21 protein-coding genes are annotated in these 21,604 nt (G+C 62.9%); 10 read left to right on the top strand and 11 right to left on the bottom strand.

Going from position 1 to position 21,604, the window contains the following annotated elements; translation table 11 throughout:
• Positions 1-46 precede the first annotated feature (46 nt).
• Positions 47-661, top strand: a complete 615-nt coding sequence (gene metW / locus FJ490_RS28015) for a methionine biosynthesis protein MetW (protein WP_140500775.1) — start codon at positions 47-49, stop codon at positions 659-661.
• Positions 662-772: 111 nt separating this feature from the next.
• Here the strand turns inward: metW and FJ490_RS28010 are convergent, their stop codons facing one another.
• The 3 genes from FJ490_RS28010 to FJ490_RS28000 form a co-directional block, all read right to left on the bottom strand.
• On the bottom strand, positions 773-1,576 hold the full coding sequence (locus FJ490_RS28010; RefSeq protein WP_140513896.1) for a DUF1194 domain-containing protein: 804 nt from the start codon (positions 1,574-1,576) through the stop codon (positions 773-775).
• A 105-nt stretch (positions 1,577-1,681) separates the two neighbouring features.
• Positions 1,682-3,505 carry an ABC transporter ATP-binding protein/permease gene (locus FJ490_RS28005; protein WP_140525414.1) on the bottom strand — a complete coding sequence of 608 codons (1,824 nt, stop codon included), beginning with the start codon at positions 3,503-3,505 and terminating at the stop codon, positions 1,682-1,684.
• Positions 3,506-3,644: 139 nt separating this feature from the next.
• Complete coding sequence (locus FJ490_RS28000) at positions 3,645-4,433, bottom strand: methyltransferase domain-containing protein (RefSeq protein WP_140525413.1); 789 nt, start codon at positions 4,431-4,433, stop codon at positions 3,645-3,647.
• A gap of 153 nt (positions 4,434-4,586) precedes the next feature.
• Between FJ490_RS28000 and gloB the strand changes: the two genes are divergently transcribed.
• Entirely contained in the window at positions 4,587-5,354 is a 768-nt protein-coding gene (gene gloB, locus FJ490_RS27995) for a hydroxyacylglutathione hydrolase (RefSeq protein WP_140525412.1), read from the top strand.
• A 23-nt stretch (positions 5,355-5,377) separates the two neighbouring features.
• Complete coding sequence (locus tag FJ490_RS27990; RefSeq protein ID WP_140500770.1) at positions 5,378-5,818, top strand: cupin domain-containing protein; 441 nt, start codon at positions 5,378-5,380, stop codon at positions 5,816-5,818.
• 15 nt (positions 5,819-5,833) lie between these two features.
• On the opposite strand, the gene FJ490_RS27985 is transcribed toward FJ490_RS27990, so the two are convergent.
• The 3 genes from FJ490_RS27985 to FJ490_RS27975 are packed head-to-tail and all read right to left on the bottom strand — an operon-like array spanning position 5,834 to position 8,235.
• The gene (locus FJ490_RS27985; RefSeq protein ID WP_140525411.1) at positions 5,834-6,508 is read right to left on the bottom strand and encodes a lysoplasmalogenase family protein; all 675 of its coding nucleotides are present in this window, start codon (positions 6,506-6,508) and stop codon (positions 5,834-5,836) included.
• Complete coding sequence (locus FJ490_RS27980) at positions 6,505-7,419, bottom strand: EamA family transporter (protein WP_140525410.1); 915 nt, start codon at positions 7,417-7,419, stop codon at positions 6,505-6,507. The genes FJ490_RS27985 and FJ490_RS27980 overlap by 4 nt, the downstream gene beginning before the upstream one ends.
• 27 nt (positions 7,420-7,446) lie before the next feature.
• A complete protein-coding gene (locus FJ490_RS27975; RefSeq protein ID WP_140525409.1) occupies positions 7,447-8,235 on the bottom strand; it encodes a DUF3108 domain-containing protein in 789 nt (262 codons plus the stop codon).
• A gap of 252 nt (positions 8,236-8,487) precedes the next feature.
• Between FJ490_RS27975 and rpmB the strand changes: the two genes are divergently transcribed.
• The 3 genes from rpmB (at position 8,488) to FJ490_RS27960 (ending at position 10,315) form a co-directional block, all read left to right on the top strand.
• On the top strand, positions 8,488-8,784 hold the full coding sequence (rpmB, locus tag FJ490_RS27970) for a 50S ribosomal protein L28 (RefSeq protein ID WP_140500766.1): 297 nt from the start codon (positions 8,488-8,490) through the stop codon (positions 8,782-8,784).
• Positions 8,785-8,947: 163 nt separating this feature from the next.
• On the top strand, positions 8,948-9,631 hold the full coding sequence (locus FJ490_RS27965) for a queuosine precursor transporter (protein WP_140500765.1): 684 nt from the start codon (positions 8,948-8,950) through the stop codon (positions 9,629-9,631).
• Between the two features lie 3 nt (positions 9,632-9,634).
• Positions 9,635-10,315 carry a hypothetical protein gene (locus FJ490_RS27960; RefSeq protein WP_140547774.1) on the top strand — a complete coding sequence of 227 codons (681 nt, stop codon included), beginning with the start codon at positions 9,635-9,637 and terminating at the stop codon, positions 10,313-10,315.
• Positions 10,316-10,402: 87 nt separating this feature from the next.
• Here FJ490_RS27960 and FJ490_RS27955 read toward each other — a convergent pair whose 3' ends face one another.
• The 4 genes from FJ490_RS27955 to FJ490_RS27940 form a co-directional block, all read right to left on the bottom strand.
• Entirely contained in the window at positions 10,403-11,431 is a 1,029-nt protein-coding gene (locus tag FJ490_RS27955; protein ID WP_140500763.1) for an esterase-like activity of phytase family protein, read from the bottom strand.
• Complete coding sequence (gene cobT, locus FJ490_RS27950; protein WP_140729320.1) at positions 11,428-13,326, bottom strand: cobaltochelatase subunit CobT; 1,899 nt, start codon at positions 13,324-13,326, stop codon at positions 11,428-11,430. The genes FJ490_RS27955 and cobT overlap by 4 nt, the downstream gene beginning before the upstream one ends.
• A gap of 11 nt (positions 13,327-13,337) precedes the next feature.
• Positions 13,338-14,324, bottom strand: a complete 987-nt coding sequence (gene cobS, locus FJ490_RS27945; RefSeq protein ID WP_140500761.1) for a cobaltochelatase subunit CobS — start codon at positions 14,322-14,324, stop codon at positions 13,338-13,340.
• Between the two features lie 123 nt (positions 14,325-14,447).
• Positions 14,448-15,068 (bottom strand): J domain-containing protein, encoded by a 621-nt coding sequence (locus tag FJ490_RS27940; RefSeq protein ID WP_140500760.1) that lies wholly within the window; start codon positions 15,066-15,068, stop codon positions 14,448-14,450.
• Between the two features lie 183 nt (positions 15,069-15,251).
• Between FJ490_RS27940 and FJ490_RS27935 the strand changes: the two genes are divergently transcribed.
• Positions 15,252-15,554, top strand: coding sequence for a BolA family protein (locus FJ490_RS27935; protein WP_140560160.1), 303 nt, complete (start codon positions 15,252-15,254; stop codon positions 15,552-15,554).
• A 55-nt stretch (positions 15,555-15,609) separates the two neighbouring features.
• Here FJ490_RS27935 and FJ490_RS27930 read toward each other — a convergent pair whose 3' ends face one another.
• Complete coding sequence (locus FJ490_RS27930) at positions 15,610-16,416, bottom strand: alpha/beta hydrolase (protein ID WP_140664817.1); 807 nt, start codon at positions 16,414-16,416, stop codon at positions 15,610-15,612.
• Between the two features lie 341 nt (positions 16,417-16,757).
• Here FJ490_RS27930 and FJ490_RS27925 point away from each other — a divergent pair, with 341 nt between their 5' ends.
• Genes FJ490_RS27925 through FJ490_RS27915 form a run of 3 tightly spaced genes read left to right on the top strand, consistent with a single transcriptional unit; the run spans position 16,758 to position 21,592 of the window.
• Positions 16,758-18,707 carry a PrkA family serine protein kinase gene (locus FJ490_RS27925; RefSeq protein ID WP_140500854.1) on the top strand — a complete coding sequence of 650 codons (1,950 nt, stop codon included), beginning with the start codon at positions 16,758-16,760 and terminating at the stop codon, positions 18,705-18,707.
• A gap of 19 nt (positions 18,708-18,726) precedes the next feature.
• Complete coding sequence (locus FJ490_RS27920; RefSeq protein WP_140500757.1) at positions 18,727-20,037, top strand: YeaH/YhbH family protein; 1,311 nt, start codon at positions 18,727-18,729, stop codon at positions 20,035-20,037.
• Positions 20,038-20,047: 10 nt separating this feature from the next.
• Positions 20,048-21,592, top strand: a complete 1,545-nt coding sequence (locus FJ490_RS27915; RefSeq protein WP_140500756.1) for a SpoVR family protein — start codon at positions 20,048-20,050, stop codon at positions 21,590-21,592.
• Positions 21,593-21,604: the final 12 nt, after the last annotated feature.

The raw sequence follows: 21,604 nt of genomic DNA, 5'->3' as shown, positions 1-21,604 counted from the left end.
GCAGACCTGTCCATCAAGGGTCACGCACCACGACAAGGGGCAAGCCATGAGCGTCAACCGCGCCCAGCGCGTCGATCTCGAGGTGATCGCCGGTCTGATCCCGCCGCAATCGCGGGTGCTGGACGTCGGCTCCGGCGACGGCTCGCTGCTCGAGCTTTTGCAGGAAACCAAGCAGATCGACGGCCGCGGACTGGAGCTGTCGCAGCGTGGTGTCAACGAATGCGTGGCGCGCGGCCTTTCCGTCGTTCAGGGCGACGCCGACAAGGATCTCGAATTCTATCCCGACAAGGGTTTTGATTTCGTCGTCCTGTCGCAGACCTTGCAGGCGACCCGCAACCCGAAGCTCGTTCTCGACGAACTGCTCAGGATCGGCGAACACGCCATCGTGTCCTTCCCCAATTTCGGCCACTGGCGGGTGCGCCTGTCGCTGTTCGTCAAGGGCCGCATGCCGGTGACCAAGGACCTGCCCTATTCCTGGTACGACACGCCAAATATCCACTTCTGCACCATCCGCGACTTCGTCAATCTGTGCGAGGAGCTTGGCGCGACCGTGGAAAGGGCGACCGCGCTCGACGCCAACGGCCAGAAGATCGGCCTGTCGATGCCATGGTGGTTCTGGAACTTCTTCGGCCAGCAAGCGGTGTTCTTGTTGAAGCGATAAGGGCCATCCCGGAGGTGGCTATGACACCCCCTTTTCGGGCGAAGTCGAGCTGCAGGCTGATCTCTGCGACGAAGGTCATCAGCAGGTTGGGACGCATAGCCCGGCGAAGGCTCAGCGATCGAGCTCCGGGAAATACGGATCCGACAAGAACCGTCTGTCGCGTTCGCCTTGCAGGCAGTCGATCGGAGCCTCGGCTTCGGCGGGAATGATCCTGGTCTCGTTCTGAACGCCGCTCACTTCGAGGATCAACTTGCGCCGGATCGCCGTCGAGAATTCGGCGGCTGTATAAATCGGCAGCACGAAGGAGCCCGGCCCGCCGGTTACGCACTGGGCGTAATACCGGTCGAGATGGCTGAAGGTGGGCGATGGATTGATCAGGATCGGCAGGCCGTTGATGACGATGCCTCTGGCGTTTGCCGCATCCCGCGTGGCGGTGACGGGCAGCCCGATATTGTTTGGTCCGTCACCGGAAATATCGATGACGCTGCGTTCGCTTTCGAAAGTAGTGCGGTCGAAAAGCCCTGCACCGAAGGCGAGCGCGCCGGAGATCGACGTGCCGCGGAAGCTGCGGAACGGGCGGGCTGCAATCTTGTCGGCAAAAGCGTTGGCGCTCTCAGCGCCGTCGATGACCTGCCAGCCGATGAGCGCGTCGTCGCGCACAGTGCCGGCCCATTCGAAATAGGTGAGCGCGATGCGACCGGCGTTCCCGGCGCGGACCGCCTTGATGAAGTCGGGATGACGCAGCGCCTCCACATAGCCGGCGCGCTGCAGGGCGAACTCCTTCTCGTCCATCGACAATGAGATATCGACCGCCAGCACCAGTTGGACATCAACGGCCAGACTATCCGGCGCAGGCGCAGTCACGGCGGCCTCGGTGCAGGCCAGGCAGGCAAGCAGGCTGAGAGCATCAAGCATGGCCGGCTCAAGCTATGTTTCCGGTGCGATCTTCCCTCGCGATCACGGCGAAATAAAGCTGCCACGTGGCGTGGCGCGGGCTGGTCCGAATAGATGCCGGAAGTGCTATTTCTTGCGGCGAGGAGCGGCCGGCGGCGGCTCGATCGCGCCTGCCCTTATGCGCGCGGGCTTCAGAGCCGGCACGCCGGACGCCTTCACGATGGTCAGTGCGCGCGGGAAGAATTGATTGTTGTGCTGGCCGCGGCCTATATTGAGGATCGTCGCCCCGCCCAGCCGCTTCTCCAGCATCGACAACACCCGCCGCAGTGTCGGTCCGTCGAAGGCATCGAGAGCCTCGTCGATGATCACCCATTTTGGTTGGCGCAGCACGAGGCGGGCAAAGGCCAGCAGGCGCAGTTCGTCGTCGGCCAGTTCATGCTCCCAGCGCGCGCTGCGGCCGAGCGACGACGACAGGTGTTCCAGGCCGATCTCGGCCAGCACGGCTGAGATATGGGCATCGCTTGCCGGCGCAACCCCGTCCACGCGGTCGAGCACTTCGCGCAGCGTGGCGGTTGGGAAGTAAGGCGTGCGCGGCACGAAGATGGGCGTCTCTCCCGCCGGCATGCCGATGCGCCCGCTCCCCCATGGCCACAGGCCGGCAATGGCGCGAAAGAACAGCGTCTTGCCCGCGCCAGGCTCGCCGGTGAGCATGACGCGTTCGCCGGCGTGGATCTCGACATGCTGGTCGGCGAGCCTCGTGCAGCCCTCCGGCGAGGCCACTTCGAGTTTCTCGAAGGTCAGCTTGCCGTTTGCATTCTCGCCGAATTCGATGCGCCTTTCCTGGCCGTGCAGCACATCGGTCTCATCCAGCGCAATGCGGAAATCGGCGACGCGCATCAGCGTCGCGCGCCAATCGGCGATGCTGCCGATATTGTTGATGAACCAACGCAATGAAGAATGGACCTGATTGAAGGCGCCGACCGCCATCATCAGTCCGCCGAAGCTGATATCGCCCGCGAAATAGACCGGCGAAGCGACCAGGATGGGAGCCACCACGGTGATCCAGCCATAGGTGTCCGTCACCCAGGCGAGATTGATCTGGGCGTTATAGATGCGTCGCATGGCGCCGAGCACGGTGCCCAGGTCGGTTTCCAGCCGCCGCCTGGCATCGGGCTCGCTTCGGGCGAGCGCGATGGCATCGATGTTCTCGTTGACGCGCACCATCGAGGAACGCAGCTCCGCCTCGCGTGTGTAGCGGTCGCTGTTGAGGTGGATCAGTGGCCGTCCGACCAGCCAGCTCAGCCAGGAAGCCGTTCCGGCATAGAGGATGGCCGCCCACACCATGTAGCCCGGTATGGCGAGCGATGTCCCGCCGACATGGAAGACGAAGCCCGAGGACAGCTCCCATAACACGCCGACGAAGGAGGCGAGCAGGATTAGGGATTGCAGCAGGCCAACGCCAAGATCCGTCGACAGGTCGGAAAGATGGCTCGCGTCCTGCTGCATGCGCTGGTCGGGATTGACCCCGATGGCGCCTGCATGCGCCAGGCGAAAAGCGCGCGCCGGCCGCATCCATCCATCGATCAGATCGAGCGTCAGCGCCTCGCGCAGCTTCAGCCGGATCGTCTGATTGAGCCAGGTCTGGCCGACATTGAGCACAAGAAGCCCACCGGCAATCGCGGCAAAAACGGCGAGCTGGTGCAGGAAGGCCTGCATGTCGCGGCGTGCAAGCGCATCGTAGAAAGGCTGGTTCCAGCGGTTGAGCAGAACCTGGCCGATCGAGGTCGCGACAATGACGGCAACCATTCCGATGGAGGCCCAGCGTAGCCCTTTGCGGACCGGCGACCCGGCAAGCGCCAGCTTGATGGTTGCCACCTGATCACGCAGGCTCGAAGCTTCGACCGCAGCGATAGGCCGGGCAGAGGCATCATTGTCCGGATAATCGGCCATGAGCTGAAGTCCTTGCGTTCAAAAGCGGTGCTGAAAACCGGATGAAGTGTAGTGACGCCACTGGTCACTCAGCCAGGCTGCGAGCCCGTCAGCGACAGATAGGTCGCGAAATGCCGTCCGGCGCAAGTTTCTGGCATGATCACGAAGGTGTCATTCGCGGACCCGGCGATGTCGTGCCCCCGGTCTCTATTCGCCGGCCGAGCCGCGTTGCTGCATGCGGCGAAAGCACCGGCACGAAAACCCGTCGGGAAGCGCGCTGGGCGGCCGGCACGCCCTGATAGAGCCGCTTCTGCGCCTCGACCACGATGACGCCGGAAAAGATCGGCCACAGCCGCCGGCCGGCGCGCTCCACCATATTGTGGAAGCGCATCATGAAACGCCGCCGCGATGGCGGAAAGAACAGGGCGTCGGACCAGGCGGCGGGCGTGAAATTCGCCTCGCGCAGCAATTCGGTGAGCTGACCGCGCGAGAACGGCCTGCCATTGCCAAACGGCGTGTGCTCGAACCGCGCCCAGACGCCGCGCCGGTTGGGCACGACGATGACCACCCGGCCGGCCGGCGACAGCACGCGCCAGATCTCGTTCAGCGTTTCGCGCGGGTTTTCGACATGCTCGAGCGAATGCACGAGCAGCATGCGGTCGATGCAGGAATCGACCAGCGGCAGTTCCTCGTCGAAAACCAGAGCCGTCGCCGTCGGTCCCGCCGCCGGCCAGACCACGGCGCCCTGCGTCGCCGGCATGAAGGCGAACACCCGCTCGGCGTCGCTGCCGAACCGTTCCAGCCAAGGCAAGGTGTAGCCGAGCCCGACAAGCCGCTCATTGGGCACGGTGGCCCATATCGATGACAAGGCCATGGTGATCGAATGCTCGGCGAAGCGACCGAGCGCTGTCGAATAGAAGGAGCGGAGATCGACGATGTCGGAATGCATGTCAGGGATGTAGCCGCGATATCGGCGGGTTTCAACAAAAGGCCGCGACGTCCCGAGATCCCGGATGTCGAATGACATCCTGACATTAGTCATCTCCGGGATGACATCCGCGCGTCGGCGTCCTATGTCTGCGGCGAAAGATGGAGAGATGCGATGGCGGTCGAAATCGAACAGTTCATGTGCCGCAGCGACAATTTCGGCGTGCTGGTGCATGATCCCAAAAGCGGTCAGACCGCGCTTATCGATGCGCCGGAAGAAGCGGCGATCCTGGCTGCGGTCAAGCGCACCGGCTGGACGCCGACGATGATCCTGACCACGCATCACCATGCCGACCATGTCGAGGCCAATCTGGCGCTGAAGCAGCGCTTCAAGCTGCGCATCGTCGGTCCCGAAGCGGAAAAGGCCAGGATCCCCGGCATTGACGACACGGTCGAGGACGGTTCGGTCCTGCATCTCGGCGAGGAACGTATCGAAGTGATCGCCACCCCCGGCCACACCGCTGGCCACGTCTCCTATCACCTGCCGGCATCGAAAGTGGCGTTCACCGCCGACACGCTGTTCGCGCTCGGTTGCGGGCGGCTGTTCGAATGCAAGCCGCCGGTGATGTTTGAATCCCTGAAGAAGCTCGCGGCACTGCCTGCCGCGACCGTGATCTATTGCGGGCACGAATACACGCTCGCCAACGCCCGTTTCGCGCTGAGCGTCGACCGGACCAATTCGGCATTGAAGGAACGCGCGGCAAAAATTGAAGCGCTGCGCGCCGATAACAAGCCGACGCTGCCGACCACGATCGGCGAGGAATTGTCGACCAACCCTTTCCTGCGCTGGCACGATCCGGCAATCCGCAGGCATCTCGGCATGGAGAAGGCGTCGGATGTCGAGGTTTTTGCCGAGATCCGCAAGCGCAAGGATAATTTCTAGGCCAAGCGACACTGGTCGAAACCATGACGAGTTCCGCAGAAATCATCGTCATCCTTGGCATGAAGCCGCATCCGGAAGGCGGCTGGTACACGGAAACCTTTCGCGACGGTGGCGGCGGAGCTCGAGGCCACTCGACGGCGATCTATTTTCTGCTGGAGCAGGGCCAGGTTTCCGCCTGGCATCGCGTCAGGGATGCAGCCGAGGCCTGGCACTTCTACGCCGGCGCGCCGCTGGCGCTGTCGATATGGGAAGAAGGCGGCCCAAAGGCTAACCGGGTGATCGAGCAGGTGCTCGGCATCGAGCTTGCGGCCGGCGAGCGGCCGCAAATCGTCGTGCCGGCGGGCTGGTGGCAATCGGCGCGCAGCCTGGGCGAGTGGACCCTGGTCGGCTGCACCGTGGCGCCGGGCTTCGACTTTGCGGCGTTTGAACTGGCGGAGCCTGGTTGGCGGCCTAAACAGCTCTGACGCAGCCGGAAACCCTTAGCGCAGCAGGAAACCAAGCGTGATCACGAGCTGCGCGGCGTAGTAAAGCACCCAGACCGCCAAACGCATCCAGGCGCGATGTGGCGAAATGGCGGCCGCCAGGAAGCGTTCCGTGGCCAGCAGCGCGTCGGACGCCATGAACAGCACGGCACCGCCGATAACAGCGGCACTGCTCGTCGTCAGCGCCGAAATGCCCATGGCGAGGATGGCCGCGACATAGCCCGCGATCGGCGCTCGCAGGGCCGGGCCGACGCGGCGCCACAGCGCCGCCAGCATGAGAATAACGAATACCGCCATCGCCAGTGCGATTGCCGCGCGCCAGGGTTCGGCCCCCAGCACTCCCAGCCCCTCGCCCCTGCGCAGGAACAGCACGACATAGACGATATGCGCGGCGAGAAAGCTGCCCAGCCCGCCGAGAAACATCTTTTCGCCATCCCGCGACAGGAAGGCGTCGCCGATGGCGCTCAGTGCAAGGGCGGCGACCAGCAGCAGCGGCCCGCCCTGCATCGCCGCCAGCACGGCAAGCATGGCCACGGCGAGCGTTTTTGCCGCCGAACGGGCGAGCGTCGGCGCCATGCCTGATGTGAAGGCGTAGACAACCGCCGCCACCAGGGAAAAGATCAGCGTCGCATTGGCGTTGCCGTCGATGCCGCCCGGAAACGGCATCGTCATGCCCGGGCTCCGCCTTCGGATGCCCCGGCTCCGCCTTCGGCAGCCGCAGGCTTGCGCAGGAACAGCGATTTTGCCGCCAGGGCAGCGCCGCCGGTGATGAGCACGCAAGCGGCGAGGATGCGCAGCGACGGTTCGGCGACGCCGGCCGCGATCAACACCAGCGTCGACAGGAGCGGCGCGGCATAGCTTGCCGCGCCCAGCACCTGGATGTTGCCGCGCTTGACGCCGACATCCCAGGCATAGAAGGCTGCCCCCACTGGCATCAGGCCGAGCCCGAGCACGGCAAGCCATTGCCCGGCACTCGCGGGCAGCACCGTCTCTTCCAGCGCCAGATGGCAGGCAAGCGACAACAGCGCGGTCGCCGCGCAGAACCAAGTGACGATGCTGGTCGGCACTGACGGGAAACGCCGCGACAGGAGCGAGTAGGACGACCACAGCACGGCGCAGACGGCAGCCATGGCGTAGCCGAAGGCATAGCGCGCGTCGAAGGCGAGGCCGCCGCCCTTGGTGACGATGAGCACGGTGCCGGCAAGGCCAAGCAGCGCGCCCACGATATGGTTCCAGGCCAGCCGCTCGCCCGGCATCAGCGCCGAGCCGAGCACGATCAGCAGCGGCCACAGATAGGCGATCAGACTGGCCTCCACCGCCGGCGCGTTGCGCAGCGCGGTGAAGTAGAAAAAGTGGTAGCCGAAAAGGCCGGCAATGCCGATCACCCAGACCTGGCGAGGTATCCTCTGGCTTTTATCCGCGGCCGGCATGAAAAGGCGCGCGAAAAGCCCCACCCCGGTGCCGATCGAGAAGGTGATCGCCGACAAGAGGAACGGCGGCACCTTGCCGGATGCGTCCGTAAGCAACGCCAGCAGTGCCCACATGGCGACGGCCGAAAAGCCGATCAGTGTCGCGCGCCCCATTCTGTCTCCAGCGGCGCGCGTGGCGCCTTATTGTATTGCTTCGAAACGCCTGGCGCTGATGGTCAAGGTGCCGATCTGCGTCCCGACCGTCGCGCGGATCGGCGCATATACCCCGGTTTGGCCGAGCGGCGCAAATGTCACCATTATGCGGCTTTTGTTCTTGAGGTAGTTGAGCGCCTTGCGGCCCTTGCGGTAGCCCGCCACCGGCTCGAAACCCATCCGGCATGTGACCGTGTCGCCCTTGTAGCCGGGCACCGAGATCGACCCTTTTGAAGCGTAGCTCAGCGTCAGGTTGGCGCGCATCTCGCCGTCATACAGCCTCACGGTGCGGCCGCAGACCTTGTCGAGGCTGCCGGCATGGATGACGGTTGCCGCCATCGGATCGAGCACCGATGCCAGGTCGCCGGCGCCAAGCGGCACCCAACTGTCGGGATCGCGCTTTTCCGGCGCGGGAACGACCGTCGTCGAGATGACGTTGCCATTGGCAAAACGAATGTCGATGGCGGAGGCTTTCTTGCCGGAAGTGTAGTCCGCGCGGAACGCCTGCGGCACCATCTTCTGGCCCGAAATCGTACCCTTGGACGAGATCGTGCCGCGCGTGTCATCGAACAGCTTGGCGAGACCAGCCGCGGAAACGCTGCCGTCGATCGAGTAGACGCCGTTCTCATAATGGCTTGAAAAGCTTGATTTCGCGATAGAAAGGCCGAGAAACGACACTGTGTATTCGCCCCTGAAGGACTGCGGCGAGGCGGCCGTCGCGGCCGACGGCAAGGCGACGGCCAGCGCGGCGGCAAGGGCATGGGGCAAGCGAAGCATGGCGCGATCGGATCCTTGATTTCAACCGGAGGCGGACAACTCCGGTCTGGCATGTCCCTATGGAACCGCTTATACGACGAATTCCGGCCTTAGTATGAAATGCCGCTGGGCCCAGGCTGGAGCTTGACGCATGGGCGAAATGCAACTATGGAACGCCAACTTTTTCCATAAGGCCGCTTGACCAGAACCGCGCGCCACCCGGCGTGGGCACGAAGGTTTGGCAGGTCCCCGAGAGAACTGAAGGTTAGAACCATGTCCCGCACCTGCGAACTCACTGCCAAGGCAGTCCAGACCGGCAACAATGTGAGCCACGCCAACAACAAGACCAAGCGTCGCTTCCTGCCGAACCTCGTCAATGTGACGCTCATTTCGGAAGCGCTGAACCAGAATGTGCGCCTGCGCATTTCCGCCAACGCGCTGCGTTCGGTCGAGCATCGCGGCGGTCTCGACGCCTTCCTGGCCAAGGCTGACGTCAAGGAGCTGTCGCAGCGCGCGCGCCTCTTGAAGAAGCAGATCGCCAAGAAGCTCGCCGAGCAGGCTGCCGCGTAAACTGCCTTCAGGCGGGGGACAACCGCCCTGGCCAACCTCTTGTTGGCCTTGGACATCGGGTCGCCGTCCGCAAGGCGGTTTCGGAAATCCGATGCTCGAACAAAGCGAGCGCGATCCGGTTTCGGCATGACGCTCCGCTGGTTCCATTACCCAGGATAAAAAAATGACTTCCTTCTCGCGATACCTGCCCTTCGTGGCCGCCATGGCGCTTGTCGTCGTGGCATCGAATATCCTCGTGCAGTTCCCGATGCAGGGTCGGATCGGCGGCTTGTCGCTGGCCGACCTGCTCACCTGGGGCGCGTTCACCTACCCGTTCTCCTTTCTGGTCACGGACCTTGCCAACCGCCGCTACGGGCCTGCCGTGGCGCGCCGGATCGTCTTTGTCGGCTTCATGACGGCGGTGGTCTGCTCGGTCCTCGTGCCGCCCTTCCTGTTCCGCCATGGTTTCATCGAGTTCGAGACCGCCGCCGACCGGCTGGTGCGCATCGCGGCGGCGTCCGGCGCGGCCTTCCTCACCGCGCAATTGCTGGACGTGACCGTGTTCAACCGTCTGCGCCGACAGAGCTGGTGGCGGGCGCCGATCGTCGGCACGCTGGTCGGCTCGGTGTTCGACACCGTCGTGTTCTTCAGCGTCGCTTTCTCCGCGGCTTTCGCCTTCGTTGGCCCAAGCGACAGTTTTGCGCTGGAAACGGCGCCGCTGATGGGCGTGCTGCCGGTCGAGGCCATGCGTTGGGTCTCTTGGGCGCTTGGCGACCTCAGCGTGAAGCTGATCATCGCCGTCGTGGCACTGATCCCCTATCGGCTGCTCGCCGCCCGCTGGAGCCAGCCGGCTGTTGCTGCGGTCTAGGCCGTGATTCCCTGGATCCAGTTGGACTCCGCGAAAACCCCGGATGGCGCGCAGGAGCTTCGGCTCAAGCGGCGCGGTTCCGAATTCTCGATCATGCTGGGCACCAACGAGTTGATGAACAGCCGCCTCAGCGGCTCGGAAGAAGCGTTGGCCAGGCTCTCCTGTCGGAGGATCGCCGGCCGCAGACAGCCGAGAATGCTGATCGGCGGGCTTGGCATGGGTTTTACGCTGCGCGCCGCTCTCGCCGAGTTGGGCGAGAATGCCGAAATCACTGTCGCGGAGTTGGTGCCGGCGGTCATCGCGTGGGCGCGAGGGCCGATGGCGGAGGTGTTTGGTGGCTGTCTCGACGATCCGCGCGTCATCGTCCGGGAGGCCGATGTCGGGCAGTTTATAAGATCCCGGCCCGCGGTCTGGGACGCCATCCTGCTCGATGTCGACAACGGCCCGGACGGCATCGTTCACAAATCCAACGACGCGCTGTACAGCCTGCAGGGTCTGGCGGCAGCGCGCACCGCACTGAAGCCCGGCGGCGTGCTTGCCGTGTGGTCGCAAGGGCCGGACAGCGGCTTCACCCGGCGGCTGAAGCAGGCAGGTTTCGCGGTCGAGGAGGTGAGCACGCGCGCCAACGGCAAGCGCGGCGCGCGTCATGTCATCTGGATCGCCACCAACGGCTCGCGACCCTGAGCGGACGCCGTCATTTGATGAATAGCCGACCAAATCGAAGCCGGCGTTGAATACCTTCAACTTCAGCTTCGCAGTTGGAGCGCCAAATCAGTCCTGGTGCAAAATGAATTCCAGATAGAGATTGCGCTGCAGGATCGAGTGGTTGTCGTCGGAGATCAGCGACACCATCAGCGCGCCGTCTTCGCGCTTCCAGACGTCGAGCCCTTCCATATTGTCGATCTGGTAGCCCATATCGGCTTCCAGCAGCACCGGACCGTCGGCGACCGCGCCCTTCTCCACGGTCTCGCCATCAATGCGCCGCAGCCGCATCTTGAGACCTCCTGCCATCGTGAAACTGCGCTCCAGCAGCAGAAGGTCGCCATCCGGCAGGAAAGCCCCATCGGTGATATCGAAATCGCCGTTGCGCTTGACGGTGAAGACGCCCTTGTGCGGACCTTCGATGATGGCGGCATAGATGTTGCCGGCCTTGTCCAAGCTCTTTTCCGACACCACGACCAGGCCGCCTTGGTGGCGGCCATTGGCATTGGCGTGGGTGACGGTCTCGAAGCCTCGGTTCCGGCGCAGCTCCCATGCCGGAACCAGGAAATCCATCTGCCTGAACGGCGCCTTCATATCGTCGGGGCCAATTTTGAACTGGGCGACGCGATGGTTGCGCTCGAAACCCACGGTGGCAATGCCGTCCTTGACGGAAAGCCCCTCGGCATCGACTTCCGATTTCTCGTCGATCGGCTGGCCCGATGCATCGACCATCTGTTCCATGCGGAAGTCCCCGATGCCTGACGGGCGCTTGTCCGCATCATGGGTCACGGTGCCGAAGAACCAGAATCCGGTATCGGCGACGCCGACGAAGTCGCGACCGCCTTTCAGGAAACGGAAGGCCGACAGCGCGCCGAAATCGCGCGACGGCGACGTCATCTCCAGCCCGCCGACGAATTCGAGCGGACCGAATTGCTTGTCGGCACGGCCTATACGGAATTCGGTGATCGGGCGGGCTAAGACCTCGACCGGTTCAACCGAGGTCGCGCCGGCCGAACTGGATGGCACCGGGGCTGCACCGGCAAACAGGGCGATGGCGGCGAAAAGTGCTTGTCGAAATCCGCCGTGCGAAAAGATCATCCGGCGCGCCGCATGCCGCCGCGCCGCGTATCGCGTGCGCTTTCCTCGGCGAACAGCGAAGCCAATTGCTCGGTCATGGCGCCGGCCAGTTCCTCGGCATCGACAATGGTGACGGCGCGCCGGTAATAGCGGGTGACGTCATGGCCGATGCCGATGGCAAGCAGCTCGACCGGCGAGCGCGTCTCGATCAGCTCGATGACGGCGCGCAGATGGCGCTCGAGATAATTGCCCGGATTGACCGACAGTGTCGAATCGTCGACCGGCGCGCCGTCGGAGATCATCATCAGGATCTTGCGCTGTTCGGGTCGGGCGATCAGCCGGTTATGCGCCCACAGCAGCGCCTCGCCGTCGATGTTTTCCTTGAGCAGGCCCTCGCGCATCATCAGTCCGAGATTGCGCCGTGCCCGCCGCCAGGGATGGTCGGCCGACTTGTAGATGATGTGGCGCAGGTCGTTCAGCCGGCCCGGATTCGGCGGCTTGCCGTCCTTCAGCCACTTCTCGCGGGCCTGCCCGCCTTTCCAGGCGCGCGTGGTGAAGCCCAAAATCTCGACCGAAACGCCGCAGCGTTCCAGCGTGCGCGCCAGAATGTCGGCGCAGGTGGCGGCCACGGTGATCGGCCGGCCGCGCATGGACCCCGAATTGTCGAGCACCAGCGTCACCACCGTGTCGCGGAATTTGGTGTCGCGCTCCTGCTTGAAGGACAGCGGCTGCATCGGATCGATGACGACGCGCACCAACCGTGCCGGGTCGAGATAGCCCTCTTCCAGGTCGAAATCCCACGACCGGTTCTGCTGCGCCATCAGGCGGCGCTGCAAACGGTTGGCCAGCCGGCCGACGACGCCGGACAGGTTGGCGAGTTGCTTGTCGAGGAAAGCGCGCAGCCGGTCGAGTTCTTCTTCCTCGCAAAGCTCCTCCGCCCCCACCGTCTCGTCGAAAGCTGACGTGAAGACCTTGTAATCGATCTCCTTCGGCAGGTTGGTGAAAGGGTTGTCATTGCGGCGCGCCTCGCCGGGCGTCTCGGCATCGGCATCGTCATCGTCGGACAAATCGTCGGCAGTGGCGTCGGAGGCTTCGGTCTCGGCCGACTGCTCGTCGTCAGCGGAAGCCTCGGCATCCTCGGACTGCGACTGTTCGGAGCCGGAATCGTCCTCGCCGCCTTCCTCGCTCTGTTCCTCGCCTTGCGGCTGGTTATCGTCATTGTCCTCTGAGTCTTCGGTCTCCTGATCGTCGCCGAGTTCCTCGGCCATTTCCATGGAGGCGAGCATATCGCGCACGACGCGGGCGAAGGCCTGCTGGTCGTCGAGCTTGGACGACAGCCCGTCGAGGTCGGCGCTGGCCTTTTCCTCTACCCAGGGGCGCCAGAGCTCGACCAGCCGCTCGCCGCTCTTGGGGATCGGCCGGCCGGTCAGCTTCTCGCGCACCATCAGCGCCAGCGCCTCCTCGATCGGGGCGTCGGCCTTGTCCTTGACGTCGACGAGATTGGCCTTGGCGTATTTGTCCTCCAGCATCGAGCCTATATTGTCGGCGACCCCTTGCATGGCGCGGCTGCCGATCGCCTCGACGCGCGCCTGCTCGACCGCGTCGTAGATGGCGCGGGCCACCTTGCCTTCCGGCGCCAGTCTGCTGTGGATGCGCACGTCATGGCAGGCGCGCTTGAGCGCCATGGAATCGCCGAGGCCGCGGGTGATGGCTATGTCGGTCTTGGACGCCTTCTTGGGCAATTCCGGCAGCCGGGCGCGGCTGCCTGCGAGCGCCGGGCGGTCCTTGGCGAAGCCGACTTCCAGCTCCTTGTCGCCGGCGATGGCGCGCATGCAGACGGTGACGGCGCGCTTGAAGCTGTCGGCTTCAGAGCCCGTCTTCGACTTGTTGCGCGTATTGTCGCCCGGACCCGCCATCGAGGCTCTGCTTAGCCCAGCACCACATTGGCGGCGCTCTCCGGCAGATCCTCGCCGAAGGCGCGCTGGTAGAACTCGGCCACCACCGAGCGCTCCAGTTCGTCGCATTTGTTGAGGAAGGTCAGCCGGAACGCCATGCCGATATTGCCGAAGATCTCGGCATTCTCGGCCCAGGTGATGACGGTACGCGGGCTCATCACGGTCGACAGATCGCCATTGATGAAGGCCGAGCGCGTCATGTCGGCGACGCGCACCATCTTGTTGACGATGTCCTTGCCCTTGCCGTCGCGATAGTGCTTGGCCTTGGCCAGCACGATGTTCACCTCGTTGTCGTGCGGCAGGTAGTTCAGCGTGGTGACGATCGACCAGCGGTCCATCTGCGCCTGGTTGATCTGCTGGGTGCCGTGGTAGAGGCCGGTGGTGTCGCCCAACCCGACCGTGTTGGCGGTCGAGAACAGCCGGAACGCCGGATGCGGACGGATGACGCGGCTCTGGTCGAGCAGCGTCAGCCGACCAGACGATTCCAGCACGCGCTGGATGACGAACATCACGTCCGGCCGGCCGGCGTCATACTCGTCGAAGCACAGCGCCACATTGTGCTGGTAGGCCCAGGGCAGGATGCCGTCGCGGAATTCGGTGATCTGCAAGCCATCCTTGACCACGATCGCGTCCTTGCCGACGAGGTCGATACGGCTGACATGGCTGTCGAGATTGACGCGCACGCAAGGCCAGTTGAGGCGGGCCGCGACCTGCTCGATATGGGTCGATTTGCCGGTGCCGTGATAGCCCGAGACCATGACGCGCCGGTTGTAGGCGAAGCCGGCGAGGATCGCCATCGTCGTCGCCTTGTCGAAAAGATAGTCGGGATCGATGTCGGGCACATGTTCGCTGGTGACCGAATAGGCCGGCACCACCATCTTGGAGTCGAAGCCGAATTTGTCCTTCACCGACACCGTGGTGTCGGGCAGGTTGGCGATGTCGCGATCGACCTTGTTCATCTCTATCCACGTCTCCACGGGCGAAACGACTGATTTCGCCGGCAATCGATTTTCTCCGGGGGCGGTCTTAGAGCCTTTTCCACCCTTATGAAAGTTGGAAAACGACACGAACCGTTGGGTCGCTCAGCACAAACCCGCCTGCTTGAGCACGCGATAGGCCTGGAGCACATCGCGGAACCGGTCTTCCGAACCTCTGTCGCCGCCATTCGCATCCGGATGGTGACGCTTCACCAGTTCCTTATAGCGCGCCTTGATCTCCTTGCCAGTCGCCTTTGTATCAAGGCCAAGCGTTTCCAGCGCCTTGGCCTCAAGCGGCTTGGCCTTGCGCTCGCGCACCTCCCGGGGATCCTTCGGCCCCTTGAACAGGTCGAACGGGTCGCGCATCCGGTTGTAGTAGCCGGCGCGGCCGGAGCGCATCTGCGCCATATCGGGAGACGAGCGCGTCGAGGCGCCGTTGACGCCCATCTTCCAGGTCGGCCGATGGCCGGTCATCGCCTCCTTCTGGAAACGGGCGACCTCGGTGTCCGGAACGCCGGAAAAATAGTTGAAACCCTTGTTGTACTCGCGCACATGGTCGAAGCAGAAGCGGAAATACTCGCCCTCCTTCATGCGCCCGACCGGAGCGCGATGGGTGCCCGCCTCCTTGCAGCCATCCCACTGGCAGATCGGCGCGTGCGACTTCAGCTCCGCGTCCTTCTCCTGGCGGATGCGGATCTTCTCGAAATATTTGGGATACGGCTTCATCTAACCCATTTATGGGGCGTTCGCAGATGCGAAACAAGAATTGACATTTTCGCGATGATCGCCCTAACCGCTGAATCGCGGCATAAAGCAGGCGAAGGACCGATTTTGTTGAAGCGCGACATGCAACGAAGTCGGTTCGGCTTCCGCGATCCCGCTGGCGATATGTGGTGAAGGGAGACGGCAATGTCCATACAGGCAACCATGGAAGACAAGTTGAGCAAGGCATTTTCGCCGGAGCGGCTGGTCGTCATCAACGAAAGCCATCTGCACGCCGGCCATCATCATGTGGAATCCGGCCACCAGGCTACGTTCGACGGCACCGGCGAGACGCATTTCCGCGTCCGCATTGTTTCGCAGGATTTTGCCGGCATGAGCCGCATCGAGCGCCACCGCGCGGTCAACGCGCTTTTGGCCGACGAATTGAAGGCTGGCCTGCACGCGCTGGCGATCGAACCGGCGGCTCCCGGCGAAAAGACGCGCTGGTAGGCCGGTCCTCCTCGCTCCTCGCGGTGACGTTCAGAGCTCCGTTTCGATGCCGCAATCACCCAACCGCCGATTTCAGGAATGCCAGTGCCGCCCCGGTCAAGGCGTCGCCATCCTCGCCGAAATCGCGGTTGATCGACATGTGCGTATAGGCGCTGCCGTCGAACAGCGTCACCTTGGTGCCGGTGGCGCGCAAGCGCTCGGCGAACGCCTTGGAGTCCCCGTCCCGGCCCGAAGCGCCTGAGTAGGCGATGAAGGTCGGTGGGTGCTTGCGGCCATCTACATAACTGGCCGGCGACAACGCCGCCCATTGCGCGGGATCGGGGAAGGCCCGCGCATAGGCCCCCGCCATGCCGCCATTCCTGGCAAGCGCGGTGAGGTCATAGGCCCTGGTGTCGTCGAGAAGCAGCGCGGCGACACCCGGTAGACCGCCACGCATGCCGGTCAGCGCAACGAGGTGGCAACCGGCCGAATGGCCCATGGCCACGATCCGCCTGGCATCGCCGCCATGCCGGGCAATGTTGGCGCGGACATAGGCATAGGCCTTTTCGACATCGTCGGCCTGGGTGGCGACCTCCGCTTCGGGCAGCATGCGATAGTCGATGGAGACCAGGCAAAACCCGTTGGCGAGCAGGAAGGCCGGCTTCGCGTTGACCTGCGAGCGCTTGCCGGAGCGCCAGGCGCCGCCATGGACGAAGAAGACGACCGGCAATCCGCGTGCGCCATCCGGCGCATAGATATCGAGCTTGGCCGGCCCGTAATCGAAGGTTGTCGGCACGGGTTGGCGCTGGCCCCATGCGGCCGATGTGCCCAATGGCAACATCGCCGCCGCGGAGACCAGAATAAGGCCTCGTCGATCGATCATCGCAATCTCCCGATCGTTGGGCCCGATATGTAGACGAGGAATGCCCGCACGCACCACGAGCATCCCGTTAGACTTGGGAGTGCTCAACGATCTGATTCAACACCGTACCAGCCGCATCAATGCACTCGCTTTGCCGTTCGGTTCACGAAATCGATATTTGCCCTTGACGGTCTCCTCTGGCCATCACCACCTGAGATATCAGACGAGCATTGTAACTGTGTGCTGTCCAAGTTCGATGCAGATACACGCGCTCTCTCCAATGTGGAGGGAACCACAATGCATCCCGGTAGTTGAATGAGATGAGCCGGGCGGCAGCCAGAATGGCTCTGAGGGCAACCATCATGGGTGAGAACCAGTCCGACGTCTTCGATCTGTTTTCGGAGATTTATGCAAACGCGGGCCAGGAGGAAATAAGCCTCCAGCAGTATCTCCTTGCCTGCCGGGAAGACAAGTCAATGTATGCCTCGGCGCCGGAACGGATGGTCGAGGCAATCGGCGAGCCGAACCTGGTCGACACCAGCAAGGACGAGCGGCTCGGCCGCATTTTCTCCAACCGCACGGTCAAGGTGTATCCCACCTTCTCCGATTTCTACGGAATGGAGGATACGATCGAGCGCATCGCCGGCTATTTCCGCTATGCGTCCCAAGGGCTCGAGGAGCGCAAGCAGATCCTCTATCTCCTCGGGCCTGTCGGCGGCGGCAAGTCCTCCCTGGCCGAACGGCTGAAGAAACTGATGGAGGAACGCCCGATCTACACGCTTAAGGCCGGCAATCAGATCAGTCCGATTTTCGAATCGCCGCTCGGCCTGTTCCATCCCGATCGCATGGGCGACCTGCTGGAGGACAAATACGGCATAGCCCGGCGTCGCCTCAACGGCATTATCTCGCCCTGGGCGGCCAAGCGGCTTGATGAATTGTCTGGCGACATTTCCAAATTCAGCGTGGTGAAGTTGATGCCCTCGCGGCTGCGCCAGATCGCTATAGCCAAGACGGAGCCTGGCGACGAGAACAATCAGGATGTCTCGGCTCTGGTTGGCAAGGTCGACATCAGGCAATTGGAGGATTTCAGCCAGTCCGATCCGGACGCTTATTCCTACAGCGGCGGGCTGAACCGGACCACGCAAGGCCTGCTCGAATTCGTCGAGATGTTCAAGGCGCCCATCAAGGTCCTGCATCCGCTGCTGACGGCGACCCAGGAAGGCAGCTACAACGGCACCGAGAATTTCGGCGCCTTCCCCTATCAGGGCATCATCGTTGCCCATTCCAACGAATCGGAATGGCAACAGTTCAAGAACAACAAGAACAACGAGGCCTTTCTCGACCGCATCCTCGTGGTCAAGGTGCCGTATTGCCTTCGGATCACCGAGGAGAGGCATATTTACGAGAAACTGTTGCGCGAGAGCGAGCTGGCCGGCAGCCCCTGCGCACCTGAAGTGCTGGATATTCTCAGCCGGTTCACGGTCTCGACCCGTCTTGCCGAGCACGACAATTCGCCGCTCTACACCAAGATGCGCGCCTATGACGGCGAAAACCTCAAGGAGGTCGACCCCCGGGCCAAGTCGGTTCAGGAATATCGCGACGCCGCCGGCGTCGACGAGGGCATGACCGGCGTAAGCACGCGCTTCGCCTTCAAGATCCTGTCGCAGACATTCAACTACGACACCAACGAGGTCGCGGCGGATCCCGTGCACCTGATGTACATCCTGGAAGAGGCGATCAAGCGCGAGCAGTTCCCAAAGGAGACGGAAGCGAGCTATCTCGAATTCATCAAGTCGGAACTGGCGACGCGCTATGCCGAGTTCATCGGCCACGAGATCCAGAAGGCCTATCTGGAATCATACAGCGAGTATGGCCAGAACCTATTCGACCGCTACATCGCCTATGCCGATGCCTGGATCGAAGATCAGGACTACAAGGATCCCGATACGGGCCAGATCCTCAATCGCGAGATATTGGACAAGGAGTTGTCGCAGGTCGAAAAACCGGCCGGCATCGCCAACCCCAAGGATTTCCGCAACGAAGTGGTCAAGTTCACGCTGCGTGCCCGGGCACGCAACCACGGCCGCAACCCGTCATGGACAAGCTACGAAAAGCTGCGCGAGGTCATCGAGAAGCGCATGTTCGGCCAGGTCGAAGATCTTCTGCCGGTGATCAGTTTCGGCTCCAAGCAGGACAGCGTCACGGAAAAGCGGCACAATGAATTCGTGCAGCGCATGGTGCAACGCGGCTACACCGAGCGGCAGGTACGGCGGCTGGTCGACTGGTACATGCGCGTGAACAAGGCGGGCTGAGAAAAGCCCGGATGGTTCCATGCCGATCTTCATCGACCGCCGCCTCAATCCGAAGGACAAGAACCTGGGCAATCGCCAGCGCTTTCTCAGGCGCGCGCGGGAAGAACTCAAGCGGAGCATCCGTGACCAGATAAGGACGGGCCGGATCGCCGATGTGGACAGCGGGCATGCCGTGCCGATGCCTCACAGAGGCACCAGCGAACCGACCTTCAGCGATGCCAGGGACAGTGGCCAGCGCCAGCACATCCTGCCAGGAAACAGGACGTTCATTCCCGGTGACCTGGTGCCCAAACCCGGGCAGGGCGGCGCAGGTTCCTCGTCGCCGGGAAACACGGCATCCGAGGACGACTTTCGCTTCGTGCTTTCGCGCGAGGAAGTTCTCGACCTCTTTTTCGAGGATCTCGAACTGCCGGATCTAGTCAAGCTCAATCTCAAGCAGATACTCGCATTCAAGCCAAGGCGGGCAGGTTTCGCGGCAACAGGATCACCGACCAACATTAATGTCGGGCGCACGATGCGAAACAGCCACGCCCGCCGTATCGCGCTTGGGCGCCCAAAGCAGCCGGAGCTGGATGCGATCCTCCAGCAGCTCGCCAAACTGGAATCGAAGCCGCCAAACGCCGCGACCCGCGAACGCATCCTGACTTTGCGGGAGGAACTCGAGCGGCTGGAGCGCCGCCGAAAGCGTATTGCCTTTGTCGATCCCGTCGACATCCGCTTCAATCGCTTCGACCCGCAGCCGGTGCCGAATGCCAGCGCCGTCATGTTCTGCCTGATGGACGTCTCCGGGTCGATGGGCGAGCGCGAGAAGGATTTGGCCAAGCGCTTCTTCGTTCTGCTGCACCTGTTCCTGACCCGACGCTATGAGCGCACGGAGATCGTCTTCATCCGCCACACGCACGAGGCCCAGGAGGTGGACGAAGAGACATTCTTCTACTGCACGCAAAGCGGAGGCACGGTCGTTTCCACCGCGCTGGAGGAAATGCAACGCATCATAGAACAACGCTATCCGGCCACGGAGTGGAACATCTATGCGGCCCAGGCTTCGGACGGTGACAATTTCGCCACCGACTCGCAGCGCTGCATAGAACTGCTCCACGGCAAGCTCATGCGCCTGTGCCAGTATTTCGCCTATGTGGAGATCATCGACGAACGCGAAAGTCATATTTTCGGCTCGACCGAAAATGGCACCTCGCTCTGGCGCGCCTATAGCGCCGTCGAGCAAAAATGGCCGAACTTCCAGATGAGGCGCATCGCCGCTCCGGCCGATATCTACCCGGTATTTCGCCAGCTTTTCGCCAGGCAGCCGGCTATGGCCAAGAGCGCGTAAGGGGTGCCGGATGGCTGGCCAGGCCAACAAATCGGGGTTGCTTTTCTCCGGATCCGACTGGGATTTCAAAAAGCTGTCGCGGGTCTATGAGGAGATCGAGGCGATTGCGGTCGACCAGCTTCATCTCGACACCTATCCGGTGCAGATGGAGGTCATCTCTTCCGAGCAGATGCTCGACGCCTACTCGTCGGTCGGCATGCCGCTGATGTACCGGCATTGGTCGTTCGGCAAGCATTTCCTCTACAACGAGCTTCTCTATCGCAAAGGCGGTCGCGGGCTGGCCTATGAATTGGTCATCAATTCCAATCCGTGCATCGTCTACCTGATGGAGGAAAACACCATGGCGCTGCAGGCCTTGGTGACCGCCCATGCGGCACTTGGACACAATCACTTCTTCAAGAACAATTACCTTTTCCGCCAATGGACGGATGCCGGAGGGATCCTGAGCTATCTGGACTTTGCCAAGGGCTACATCGCCCGGTGCGAGGAGCGGCACGGCCTGGCCGCCGTGGAAGCCATTCTCGATTCCGCACACGCGCTGATGGAGCAAGGCGTGTTCCGGTATCACCGGCCGCCGAAACTGTCGTCGGAGCAGCAGCGCGAGGGACTTCGCGAGCGCCTCGAATACGAGGAGCGTTCCTACAATGACTTATGGCGCACCCTGCCGCCCGCGCAGGACGCCGACAACTCCGAAGCGGGCGATGAAGGCGTGTCGGAGCGGAAGAAATCGCTCAATCTGCCCGAGGAAAACCTGCTCTATTTCCTTGAGAAGAACAGCCTTGTCCTCGAACCCTGGCAGCGCGAGATCCTCAGGATCGTCCGCGTCATTGCGCAGTATTTTTACCCGCAGCGGCAAACCCAGGTGATGAACGAAGGCTGCGCCACTTTCGTGCACTACACGCTCATGAACATGCTGTTCGACCGTGGCCGGATCACCGAAGGCGCGATGCTCGAAATCCTGCGCAACCACTCGAACGTGATCTTCCAGCCATCCTTCGACGACCAGCGGTTTTCCGGCATCAACCCCTACGCGCTCGGGCTTGACATGATGCAGGACATTCAGCGCATCTCGACCGAGCCGACAGCCGAAGATCGCGACTGGTTCCCGGACATAGCCGGCCGTGGCGACTGGCTTGAGACGCTGCTCGACGCCTGGGCCAACCACCGCGACGAATCCTTCATTCGCCAGTATCTCAGCCCGACCTTGATACGAAAATGGCGGCTCTTCGTCCTGGCCGATGGAGCCGACCAACCGCACTACGAAGTCGCATCGATCCACAACGAGCGGGGCTACAACAACATACGCGCCGCGCTGGCCCACAGCTATGATGTGGGCGCGAGCCGGCCCGACATCCAGGTTGTGGACGTGGACCTGCTCGGCGACCGGCATTTGCGGCTACAGCACAAGGTGAAGAATGGGGTCGTGCTGGAGAATGACAGCCGCGACGCGACCCTTCGCCACATCCGGCATCTCTGGGGCTATGAAGTCAGCCTGGCGGCCGTCGACGCCGACACCGACGCAATGGTCGGCGAACGCTCGACCAAGGACTGTTGAGCATCAGGGATG

Origin of the sequence: Mesorhizobium sp. B2-5-11, from assembly GCF_006440835.1 — a bacterium.
Lineage (GTDB): Bacteria > Pseudomonadota > Alphaproteobacteria > Rhizobiales > Rhizobiaceae > Mesorhizobium.
Note: the sequence above shows the minus strand (reverse complement) of the source record. Positions and strands in the feature narration are given on the sequence as shown.